Origin of the sequence: Bifidobacterium thermacidophilum subsp. thermacidophilum DSM 15837 (genome assembly GCF_000426425.1) — a bacterium.
GTDB lineage: Bacteria > Actinomycetota > Actinomycetes > Actinomycetales > Bifidobacteriaceae > Bifidobacterium > Bifidobacterium thermacidophilum.
The window spans coordinates 333,077-344,545 of record NZ_AUFI01000008.1; the positions used below are offsets into that span (position 1 = coordinate 333,077).

Genomic DNA, 11,469 nt, shown 5'->3' on the forward strand with positions numbered 1-11,469 from the left:
AGCGAATTACCGCCCTCCCGTCTTACGCTCTCTTCACGGCGACAATCGCGTACGCGCACAGGTTCGCATCGTACTGGCGAAACACCTTGCGCATAGCAAGAACCCGCTTTCTACCCGCCGAATTGCGTATCATATTGCCGGCGAACCGCATCGCGCCGCCGAATCCCTCGTCACTGACGATGCGGGCGGGCTCCAGTAGGCGCATCGGGCGTTCCAGCGTGGCGGTAACGTCGAATCCTTCGTCGTCGAGCATGTCCACCCATTCTGGGAGCGTCAACGGCCTGGCCCCGACATGAATCGCCCACGAGATTCCGCGCTCCAGGTCATTGCGCAATTGCCGGTCGGCATCTTCCGGTTTCAATCCCATCTCATGGATTGCATAGCGGCACCCGGGCTTGAGGATTCTCGCGGCTTCACGCACTACGGCATGCTTGCGTTCAAGTGGGAGCATGGTCAGCATGGCCTCACCGATGACAAGGCTCGCAGATGCGTTCGGCAGACCGGTACGCGCGGCATCCGCCTTGACCATTCTCGCTTGACGGTGTTCGCCGACGATCTCGCCCATTGCCGTTTCACCCTCCGGATTCGGGTCGACACCCGTATAGCTGCGGGGATTCGTGGCGAGCAGTAACGCTGCGGTCTTGCCCACTCCGGGGCCGAATTCAACAATGTCATCTTCAGCGTTCACGCCAACGGCATCAAGCATGGCACGAGTCAGCTCGATGCCACCGGGGCGCAGCACGCGTTTGCCCATCTTGGCGAGCAACCAGTGCCCTTGCAGGCGCTGCTCCTCGGGGCCGGAGCGCTGGCCGTGGACACTTTGCACAATCTGGGCATTCCGCGAGCCGATGACGCTCTGCTTATTTGAAGGAGTGCCCGAAGCATGAGGATTGTTGGACATGTCCGAAGTGGTCACCGATCACCATCCTGCTGTTCGAGTCGTGAATCTCCTTGTTCTTGAAGATGTTCACCGTGATGGCCCTCATGCCCATGGCATCCGCAGCTTCCATGGTGGCCCCGGTGAGACGGGTCACACGAATCCAGTTGCGTATCACGAGCATCGCCATCTTGCGTCTGACGCATCGATTCCACGTCAATCAGCGTTAACGACATACGGCTCGGCTCCAATGCGGTCAACGCATGCCTCTCCCCCGGCGCCAGATAAATCACGTCGCCCGCAGTGACGATATTCTTTGTCCCGCCGACCGTAAAATCAAACTTGCCTTCAAGAATATTGACGATCACCGCGCGCGCTGACGCGTGATCTGTGAGCACCTGCCCTTCACCGAACGTAAAGAACACGTGTCGCAACAACGGGTTGTTCACCACTACGCGGGAGGTGGTCGTGTCATCAAGAATGGGAAGATTCTCGTTGATTCCGGTACTCACGACAGATTCGGAAACAGTCGTCTTGGCCATGATGCCTCTCTTTCTGTATTCGGTATGAGACAAATCCTGCACGCGTCGCGTCCCCGGCAATACGCAGAAACGCTGAATGCAGGTTCATTATCACAATGACAGCGCAACACTTCAAGACTTTTCAACAGGAAATTGGAGCCAGCAGTGTAGGGTGTATCACACCGGCCAACGGTTCCACCCGTCTGTCCCGCAGGCAACAACTCCAGACATACGCTGTTGCGATAATCGTTTACCCAGGCCCTGCCGAGACGACTGGACATGGCAGGCAACCGTGCCAGGACGCGGCGGACGCGACTCACAGTGGGACACCGGCGTTGCGACCTTACCGCCGCGAGCATACCAAGATGCATTCAGTGACGCGGCTGACAGTGAGAACTGGCGCTGCGACACCGGAACACTGTACGCCGATTTGCGTGTATCTGCGGTATCTGTAGTACCTGCCGGAGGCTATCTCGCTTATCAGGGTTCGCCGACCGGCGATACCGCGAGTATAGTCGTTGATATTCCGCGGGCCATACTCGCGGTATCGGGCACGCATTAACACAGATAGTGGAGATACGGTTCGTGAGGTACTACAGATAGGCGAGATACAACCCCGCCACAGACAACCGAGATTCCGATATTTCGGAGTCTGTGTGGGTTGCGGATGATGACGGCGAGCGCCCCCTGACCTCGGCATGGATATCTGTCGACATTGAGAATATCCGAATAGAGTTACTTCCCGCTGAGCGACTGAAACGTAGGGATGGCACAGTACTGTTATGTCGCATGTTCTGACACACTCATCATCTGGGAAGTTGCCCAGTGGCGCAAAGCATACCTAGTTCTCAATCACAATATCATTACCCCATCAATGTCAGTATGATTATCTACGCCAAAGCTCTCGATATGCGAAGAATATTTCGAACCCATATGGTACATGCGCAAACTGTCATGATCCTCATCGATAATCTCCAATAACTCTTTTTTCAGCGTTAGGTAATCAGACATCGATACGACACACTCGAACACGCTATTCTGCACACGCTGGCCATAGCGCGTGCAAGATTTAGCCACGCGTCTCAATCTGCGCTTACCGGCTGTCGTCTCGACATTGACATCATATGTCACAAGAATCATCATTGGCATATTCGACTCCTCTCTCTAATCCGGTAACGCACCGAAGCACTTTGAAGCCGATGTCCGCGGCATCGTTGTCAGCCGATGTCATACTCCATATTTTCACGATTCATCAATAGAAATTAAGTATTATTTCCACATAAATGGCGGATATGCATCAAGGTCGCCTCGAATCGTGCGAGCAAGCAGTAGCGCTTGCACATATGGAACCAGCCCCCACGGAATTTTCTCTTTCAGGAACGGATGAGTAAGCACCTCATCTTTACGTTTCTTCCAAGCAGCAAGCACTGTCCGACGTCCCTTGTCATTCAAGAATACGCCACCATTTTCACGTTCTTCGAAATCAGAACTCTTTATTGCTCCTGTGTTCACCAGCGAAAGTGCGAACCTGTCACAGAGAACAGAGCGAAGCTCCTCCATCAGGTCAAGCGCGAGCGATTCGCGTCCCGGAAGATCACGGTGAAGAAAACCTACATACGGATCGAGCCCCACACCGTGCAGTGCCGCCGCGCAATCCCCTGCCAGCAATACATACACGAAAGAAAGCAATGCATTCATCCGATCCATCGGAGGCCGCCTGCTCCGGGATTCGAAGAAGAAGTCATCCTTATCCCGCAAAATGAGATCATCAAATGTGTAGAAATAATCCTGGGCTGCACGCCCTTCAACGCCACGCAACGCATCAATAGATGTCTGCGCGCGAACCGAGACAATGGCATCAGCCAGAAGATGGCTTTGTCCAGCCACACGCTCCATGTTGATGCTCATGGCATGGTCGCGACGGGCACGTTCGAGGACCCAGCGCGCATTGTAGACCTTTCCGATAACGAAGGACTTGGCGATGGGCAACGCACGCGACTCATCATCGGCAATACGATATTGCTCGCGTCTGAGAAGCACATTCCGAGAATTCTCACCGAAAATCGAGCAGTAATACTTTCCCCAAGGGGAATAGAACGACAGCGAAACACCAAGCTCGGCGCAACGCCCCATAAGAGCCGGCGAGGCTCCTTTGTAGCTGAAGCACAGAATATGCTCGATCGATCGCAAGGGAACGGAGCCGACGCGTTCCTTGCCGCGTTCAACGTAGACATTGTCGTCTTTGCAAGACAAATACACGTCCTCGCTTAGCACGAACAATGAATTCAATAGCGTACGCATCGCTCACACCTCATTCTGCGGTTTTCTGATTCAACCCGCCAGCAACTTCTTCAATCCGGTCATTGATATACGATGATGCAGACTCCGAAGAACCCAGTTCCGGAAGGCACAGATCCACAAGGGAACATGACCGGCATCTTTTCTTGGAGCGCTTGACACGTGGAGTGTAGCCTCGCTCAAACAACGCATGCATCGACGCCAGGTCGTCACGCACGCGCTGCCTCAGCTCCTCATCGAATTCAACAACCTCGCGGCGGCGATTCTTGTTGTAATACATCGCGCCTGCAGGTATCGTGCAGGACAGCATTTCCTCAAGGCACATCGCCTCGCAGCACAATTGGTAGTGCCCCGCACGATTGTATGGTTGTGCACCTCCGTGCTTGTATTCGACAGGATAGGGCTGCCATCGTCCATCACGACCTCTCAGTGTCGCGCCGCTGTCGGAACGTCGAAATTCAACAACGTCACACGCACCGGTCACACCAAGCGTAGCGGAGAACACACGGAGGTTCCGCAGTATCAAGAGATCACCACGCGTCTCGGACTGGGCGTAGTCATCAGCGCGTTCATGAACGATGGTGCCGGCGGTAGTCAGCCCGTTGTCTTTCCATAGTTGCTCGATGTGAATAAGCGCCCATTGACGTTGGCAATATTCAAAATGCTCTATGCCTGAAAGCATGAGCCATTGATCCTCAGGATATTCGGTAACACGTCGAAACGACGCAGACATGGAAATCACTTCCCGCTACAGAAATCCGCGCCGCCATCGACCGGCGCAGGGTAAGGAATGACAGAAACCGGAGGGCGTCAACGCAAGGATGCGCCCACGCCCTCCGGCGGGATTACTCAGCGGCCTTCGATAACTTCGTATGAAAGCCCAGGAACAGATGCCTCGTCAACGCTCACCTTGACATTGTCGAGATCCGATGCATCGATTTTCACGGAACGATGGACTTTAGCAGACGAGTACTGTCCAAGCTTGGAATTGTGCTGGAACCACACCACATCAATCACTTCCATGGATCCGGAAGGACGTGCAGCGCTGGAATCGCCTTCGAACAGCGTGACCATAGCCTGCTTGATTTTTTCCGCATCGTCCGCGGAAAACCCGGTCTTTTCGGCCAGCTGGGGGCTGATGCTGCCATACGTCGCATAGATCGCCTTGCCAGAGACACGGTATTTCATGCCCATGGTGTCAGACGAACGTCCGCCGTCATCAGTCGGCTCGCTGTTCACCGACTTGGTGATCTGGACATCATCGATGGCAACCGGATCGATGGAGAAAGCAGACTGGATGGAGACCGGCCCACGGATGCCGATGGAGACCTCGTCGACATCATCGCGCTTCTTGAAGGCGAAAAGCTGACCGAAGGAGCGAACGTCAATCCACTTGCTGCATGCAGCGGCGGCGAGGGCGTTACGGTCCTTCGCCTCGGTGCCATCAAGGGTCTTCACGAACATGCGATAGCGATCGGAGAGGGACTTGGCGCCATCATCGGTACGGTCGCTCGACTCGACGAAGATGCTCTCCCCCGCGTCCTGGAGACGATTACGCAGCTTGCGCTTGAGTGCAACATCCGAAACCTCGCCGTAGCCATCCGCGGTCATGCGCGGACGATTGCCATTAAGGGGATCACCGTTGGGATTCGCGTTCTTCACTGCGAACACGATGGCGAAATCAACCTTGTTTTCAATTGCGGTCATGATTATTGTCCTTACTTCGTTGTCGGTTACCGGTTCATCACGGGGTGCGAAACGGAAATTGCATAATTGCGATTGTGGGTTCTGCCCGCTTCCCTTCCATATGGCGAGTGAAGCGAGGCATTGAGCTTGTCAGTTGGCGGTTTCCTGCGACATGGCTGTTTCCTTTGCCTTTCGGGCATTCGTCAGCAGCTCTCTGCGCTGATGGGAATATCCCAGCAAATACAGGGGTCCGAGCGGAGTCTTCTTCTCATAATCGCCCGGCTGGAAAAGCGCCATCACATCATCCACGTTCTGCTGGAACCATGGGGCACCGTTCTGGCTCTGGATGTATGGCGTAAGCCTGCGCCAGATTTCCTCCCAGGTAGTTGCCGGCTTCGACGCGAAATTGCCCATGAGGTTCACGGCGTTCGTCGCCCTATCCGCTTTGCCGCCATTCTGCTTGCGGAGCACATACCCTTCGAAATTATCAGCAAGGGCGAGAAGCCGTCCAAACAGATAATCGCGATCGGTGCGGTCCTTATCGAGTTCCATTCCAATCTCCTTTCCAGTGCGGTGAAACCTCTTCGGTTCATCGTTTGTGCTTTTCTTCAACAGGCTGCAGCAGATTTCCAGATCCCTGTGCCACTTCCTCAAGTCGTCATATGCCATGGGCTTCTCGACCTTGTGACACATGGCCATGAGAATGTTCCGCGGAACCGCAGTGCCGTTGAAAATTGTTTCGATGAGCTGGCGCTCCACCAGTTTGCGATGGAGCTTGTAACCATCACTCGATCGGTCAGGTGAGTCCGTCGATGCATTGACGATGTCGATGAATGACGGAGCACCGACATAGTCGACGGGCTTTCGCTTATCCGACCCCGGTATGGCGACGAAGGTCGTGAGCGGCCAAGCCACGCCACGATGCCATCGCACGATTCGGTCAAGATACTCCCCTTCCGGAAGTTCCTGGTAATAGGTCACACCGAGTCGACCAGGGACCGCCGAATCAAATACGGCAACGACGATGGTGCGCTTTTGCCGTTCGAGAAACGACGGGTCTCCATATCCGTGAAGCAATGCCCGGAATTGTGCGGCGTACGAGGTGCCAGCCGCCATCCTTGCATCTGCGACCACAGCATCCGGACTTGTTTCTCCAACTTCATCATTTTCCGCGGGAAACGCATCCAGCGTGTCAGCCATGGGATCGACGACACGGAATGAGGGCCTGCCATCGACGGCCCAGACGAGAATCGCCTGCTTGCCGACAATCGTCGCATTATTCGCGAGAAGCCACGTCAACGTCGTATGAATTTTCTGCGACGCATCAGTATCAACAACAAGTGCCTGGTCAGGAGACGTAAAACGCCCTCGATAGACGTAATTCGTGGAATCATTCGACGAGATGAGCTTGGCATTGCCGGCGGCGGGCAGAAGCTTCTTGGGAAAGGTTTTAGCCTGTCCATAAAGCTTCTCCCCAAACATATCGTGTCCCTTAGCAGACCTGCCGGCCGCCAAATATTCCTGCCATCTGGCACGGATTGCTGGATCGCGATCCAGATCGACAAGTTCACCATCTGGTGAGATGACGGTGAACCACACGCCATCCGCCGCATCGCCCTTCGATTCCTTGCCGTTCGCGTCCCTGGTCTTCGGTTTGAGCTCTATGCCGAATCCAAGCGCATCCTCGCTGATGCTATGGCTCGACAAATAGCCATACAGGAGGTTGAGCTCTGTATTGTCGCCTTTCCACTCGGCAAGCTGCGTCAGGTATTTCTCAGTGCGCATACCGTCTATCTGTTTGTCAACATATTGAAGTTGATCACACAGCGGGTGCGCGCAAGGAGCAACCGTGCGACTCATCGATTTTTCCGTGCAGGGAATGATGATGGTATGCGCCTTGCCTTCTTTTTCAATGGAAACCACGTTTCCCTCGCTGTCGAGGGTGACATGAATCTGCACCTTCAGCGTCGTGTGATTCATCGGCATGAGGGTGCTTCGAACCGCGGCATCGCGATCCTTGTCGGTTGGTTCGCCGCCTTGAGAAGCTTGTGCCACGGTTATTCCAGCAGCATTTTGAACGCAATCATATGTCTTCAGCAATGACGAGACAAGAGTCATGACTCCTCCTCCACGGATTTCTGATTGCGCCCCAACGTGAATCGAGGCGTCGTCTTCTTGTCGGAGACGAGGAATTCATCAAGGTTCTCATCATCCGGACGTGGGAATGTGATGACTCCGTCACGCATCTTGACACGCCAGAATTTGCGCGTGAATCTGTCGTCTCCACGATTATCCGGATATCTGAAGCAGAAAAACATATAACCGAGGTCCAGTTCGCCGTAATCGTCGTAGAATCCCTCGCCATCGCCGAACACGCATGGCTCGACATAACCCTGACACTCGCGTGTACCTAGGAAGATATCACGCCGTCCTCCGCGCGCGAGCGCTCGTTTTGCGATGTCCAGGTGCTTTGCCGGATTGCGATCCTGTGCAAGATCCCCGCGATTATCGTTCCATTCAAAATGCGCCTTGACCTGATATCTCACATCCTTGAGATATGTGTAGTACGAGAGGTCATTGCCTCCGCTCATCTTGATAGGGCGAATTCCTTTGCCTTCGGTTTGGATGCGGTTCACAACCCGAACCTCGTCAATGTACCATTCGATGGTCGGCTTCCAGTAGATACTTTCAGTGATTCCACGCAACGCCTGGTACGTAGGCACCTGATAGCTGCTCTTTTCGCCGCCAATGCGCGTTGCCACTTCCGAGAAAAGTGCATACTTGCCTGTGACTTCGTATTCGATTGTTGTATTCATCGGCATCCTTGCCTCCTTTCTTCATCATGCGGCGTAAACCGCGATTCATTCATTCCTAATTTCTTCCTTCCTTCTGGGGGAATCCGTCAGAAAAAGAGATCCTTCTGCTCAGCATCCGGGACAACACCGAAATTCATGTCGTAGCAGTCATCGGATTCGAGAACATAGAGTTCGAAATCGTCATCGGCGAGCGTTATCAACCCCCTTTCCGTGAGTTTCTTGAAATCTGCATCGAAAAGCTGCACGGTGAAGTCCTGCAGCCTTCTGATGATGCGGACTTTTTCACGAGGATCGTATTCATCGCGAAGCTGCTCGAGCAGCTCGCGGGAATCGGTGCCAGCGCTGGAGCGGTATCGCACAACCACGCTTTTGGTGAGATTGGGAATGACCTGGTACCGTCGGCCGACAGTTCGGAATGATTGGGCGAGGCAATGTACGTATGCGCTCGGACCGTCAGGATGCGTCACAGTGTTGTATTCATAACGAGCAGCCTTGTTGAATCCCAACAGATCATATGCGTTCGTCCCATCGGGCAGCGGATACTTCAGCTCGTTCCCTTCCACCTTGTCCTTGTAAAACGCAGTGTTATACATATCAAGCGCTTCTTTTCCCAGAAGATCGAAATCCGGGTTTTTCGACGCAAGCGGCACGAGAGAATGTATCATGATCTCCTTGCCGCGCTTGATGTCTCTGACAGCGCTCAACCCTTTCTCGTCGTCATCGGAAACAGGAACGACATAAACATTCCGCGGCTTCACGGATTCGCCATTTCGATTGCAACGTCCTGCCGCCTGCACTATGCTTCCCAAACCGGCAGCAGCCCTGACAACTGTGCCGAAGGATACATCGACGCCTGCTTCGATAAGCTGGGTGCTCACACAGATAATCGGTTCGCCGGACGCTGTGGCTGCGCGAACCTCGGCAAGTGCGTCGTTCCTATGGGCGCCGCACATCGAGGTGCTCAGATGGATGAGTGTGAAGCCTTGCGATTGCGCGCCAAGAGATCGAAGCTCCTGCGTCAGTTTCCGAGCCTCGCTCTTGAGGTTTACGACGGCCAGGCAGCTTCCATTCTCCCTTGCTTTGTCAAGCACGAATTGTGCGAGTCCGCCATCACCTGCGATCGGAAGGGGTTGCTGCTGCGTCACGATGTTGACACGGCGAAAAACGCGGCGCTGTTCCTTTGAAAGAGTGACAAGCTCCGGGTTGTCGGCAAGATCGAGTCTGACGGTTTTATCGATGTTCTCAAGCGCAGGCTGTGTTGCGGTGCACAAAACAATAGTTGCTCCAAGAACCTCTGCAAGAAAATTCACAATCTCTTTGAACAGGTCCAACGAATGGGAAGGCAACGATTGAATCTCATCGAAGATGATGACACTATCTGCCATGTTATGGAATTTGCGGAGTTTCGTTCCTCTCGAGGCCATACATGTCTCCAGGAATTGGACCATGGTCGTCACGATGAGCGGCTGCGACCACCGCTCTTGTGACAGTCGACGTCGCGCCTCCTGCTCATCTGCAATCTCGGTGTCATGCGTGGTCTCGCCACGACCGGCATCGGAATAATGTTCAAGAAGCACGGAATCGTCGTCACCGAGCCCCAGCACTTCACGAAATGTCGCGGCTGTTTGACTGGTGATGGAAAGAAACGGAATCACATAGATGATGCGCTTCTTATTCCATTGACGGGCATGATGCAGAGCGAACCGTAACGAGCTCAGGGTCTTCCCACCGCCGGTAGGCACGCTCAGTCTGTAAATCCCCGTGGGACGCGTGGCAGAATCCATGCACTGTCGTGAAATATCAGCCCGAACCGCGTTAATCGGCGTATCAGCGGAAAGTCGTGCGTTATATGTCTCGAATGCATCGATGAGCGCGTCCCAATTTGCCGCGTAATATGGCACGGCATCGGGATCGCCAAAGCACGCTGCGTCACAACGGTCCGCGTCAACCAGGCAGGAATAGTTATACTTTGTCAGCATTCCGAGCGCGAAATCCCTGTTCGCGCGCCTGCCCTTGATGCACTTGTCATAGACTTCACCAAGATTCTTCGAAGCATCGGCACACAGGGAATCGATGTCGAGCCCCAGCTCTTTCACATTCGACTTCACCTCGGCATAGTGGTAATTCCCATCGTCTTTCTCGGATGAACCCATGTGATTGAAAAAACTGTCTGATCCACCGTGGTCGATGCAATCGGGAAGGTCGCCGTGATGGCTCGCTATGGCCACCTCCAACATGTCTCGAGTCAATCGGGAAATGCTCTTATTCACCTTGCCATGCGCAGAATAGGAGGCATCTTCAACAGCGAAAGCGCCCTGATATGCATGTATCACCGAACCCTTGGCGCCGACACCATCCAGTAGGTAACGCTGGAAAGCCCCAGTCGCCTTTCCAAGATCATGCAATTCGGCGGCGGCAGATGCCAACGGGCCAAGACCCACGGAATCCGCGAATCGACAGGCAAGCGCTCCGGTACCGTCCAGATGATCTCGCAAAGTCTGCCGTCGAAAGCCATCCGGGCTCTCATATGTGCGAGCATATTGTTCACCCATAATCCACTCCGCATTTCGCTAGTGTCAATTCCCTCGAACTCCCGTTTAGCATTAAACTAAACACATCGGTAACATGCAGTTGCCGATGCCGGCGTTCGCTAGAACCAATAATAGCACATTTTGCCGCTATCTCTTCTACTGAATAGCAAGATGCGCAATCGCCGAAAACCGGCAAAACACCTCTCCGGTGTTCGCGAAAGGTTAGTTTCGATCCATTCGCGTGAGTTGAAAAAGTAGAAGCGAGAGCAGTATCTGCACCAAAGATTCATTTGGTGCAGACTCTCGCTCATTGCCGCAAAGCGCAAACGCACCGCAGTTATCATACATAGAAACTTGCGCCATCGCCGACCCGATAAAATCAGCAGATAAACTGGCAGAACACAACGGCACGAATGTTGGACAATCGCATCGCCAAGCGGAAGTGCAAGCAGAACGCAGGAAACATGCAAGCCCGAAAGATGCAGACCAAGGTGAAAAGCAACATACATCCACGAGCCGCCTGATATGGGGAATGACAATTCTGGAGATAGTTCTATGAGCACGAACTCCATTGCAACTCACGCTCCCCATACGGGGAGCGATGTTCCGTGTCGTCGGGATGATCTTCACACCACATGATTTCAACTCACGCTCCCCATACGGGGAGCGATTCGTGTACAAGGATGTTTCATGGATCTCCACCGATATTTCAACTCACGCTCCCCATACGGGGAGCGATC

9 protein-coding genes are annotated in these 11,469 nt (G+C 53.9%); all 9 read right to left on the reverse strand.

Annotation, left to right across the window (positions count from 1 at the left end):
- Positions 1-22 precede the first annotated feature (22 nt).
- The gene (locus K315_RS0105510; protein WP_152571407.1) at positions 23-916 is read right to left on the reverse strand and encodes a class I SAM-dependent methyltransferase; all 894 of its coding nucleotides are present in this window, start codon (positions 914-916) and stop codon (positions 23-25) included.
- Positions 913-1,461 (reverse strand): cupin domain-containing protein, encoded by a 549-nt coding sequence (locus K315_RS09515; protein WP_202962323.1) that lies wholly within the window; start codon positions 1,459-1,461, stop codon positions 913-915. The genes K315_RS0105510 and K315_RS09515 overlap by 4 nt, the downstream gene beginning before the upstream one ends.
- A gap of 789 nt (positions 1,462-2,250) precedes the next feature.
- Entirely contained in the window at positions 2,251-2,541 is a 291-nt protein-coding gene (gene cas2 / locus K315_RS0105520; protein ID WP_029576553.1) for a CRISPR-associated endonuclease Cas2, read from the reverse strand.
- Between the two features lie 126 nt (positions 2,542-2,667).
- Positions 2,668-3,699 (reverse strand): type I-C CRISPR-associated endonuclease Cas1c, encoded by a 1,032-nt coding sequence (cas1c, locus tag K315_RS0105525; protein ID WP_029576554.1) that lies wholly within the window; start codon positions 3,697-3,699, stop codon positions 2,668-2,670.
- A gap of 10 nt (positions 3,700-3,709) precedes the next feature.
- Positions 3,710-4,378, reverse strand: a complete 669-nt coding sequence (cas4, locus tag K315_RS0105530) for a CRISPR-associated protein Cas4 (RefSeq protein ID WP_081666402.1) — start codon at positions 4,376-4,378, stop codon at positions 3,710-3,712.
- Between the two features lie 167 nt (positions 4,379-4,545).
- Positions 4,546-5,403, reverse strand: a complete 858-nt coding sequence (cas7c, locus tag K315_RS0105535; RefSeq protein WP_015450166.1) for a type I-C CRISPR-associated protein Cas7/Csd2 — start codon at positions 5,401-5,403, stop codon at positions 4,546-4,548.
- A gap of 129 nt (positions 5,404-5,532) precedes the next feature.
- Complete coding sequence (gene cas8c, locus K315_RS0105540; protein ID WP_029576556.1) at positions 5,533-7,500, reverse strand: type I-C CRISPR-associated protein Cas8c/Csd1; 1,968 nt, start codon at positions 7,498-7,500, stop codon at positions 5,533-5,535.
- Positions 7,497-8,204, reverse strand: coding sequence for a type I-C CRISPR-associated protein Cas5c (cas5c, locus tag K315_RS0105545; RefSeq protein WP_029576557.1), 708 nt, complete (start codon positions 8,202-8,204; stop codon positions 7,497-7,499). The genes cas8c and cas5c overlap by 4 nt, the downstream gene beginning before the upstream one ends.
- A gap of 80 nt (positions 8,205-8,284) precedes the next feature.
- Positions 8,285-10,750 carry a CRISPR-associated helicase/endonuclease Cas3 gene (locus K315_RS0105550; RefSeq protein WP_029576558.1) on the reverse strand — a complete coding sequence of 822 codons (2,466 nt, stop codon included), beginning with the start codon at positions 10,748-10,750 and terminating at the stop codon, positions 8,285-8,287.
- Positions 10,751-11,469 lie beyond the last annotated feature (719 nt).

Coding starts and splice junctions, on each gene's coding strand:
- cas2 (WP_029576553.1), bottom strand. CDS start 2,541: ATGATGATTCTTGTGACATATGATGTCAATGTCGAGACGACAGCCGGT.
- cas1c (WP_029576554.1), bottom strand. CDS start 3,699: ATGCGTACGCTATTGAATTCATTGTTCGTGCTAAGCGAGGACGTGTAT.
- cas4 (WP_081666402.1), bottom strand. CDS start 4,378: ATGCTTTCAGGCATAGAGCATTTTGAATATTGCCAACGTCAATGGGCG.
- cas7c (WP_015450166.1), bottom strand. CDS start 5,403: ATGACCGCAATTGAAAACAAGGTTGATTTCGCCATCGTGTTCGCAGTG.
- cas8c (WP_029576556.1), bottom strand. CDS start 7,500: ATGACTCTTGTCTCGTCATTGCTGAAGACATATGATTGCGTTCAAAAT.
- cas5c (WP_029576557.1), bottom strand. CDS start 8,204: ATGCCGATGAATACAACAATCGAATACGAAGTCACAGGCAAGTATGCA.
- K315_RS0105550 (WP_029576558.1), bottom strand. CDS start 10,750: ATGGGTGAACAATATGCTCGCACATATGAGAGCCCGGATGGCTTTCGA.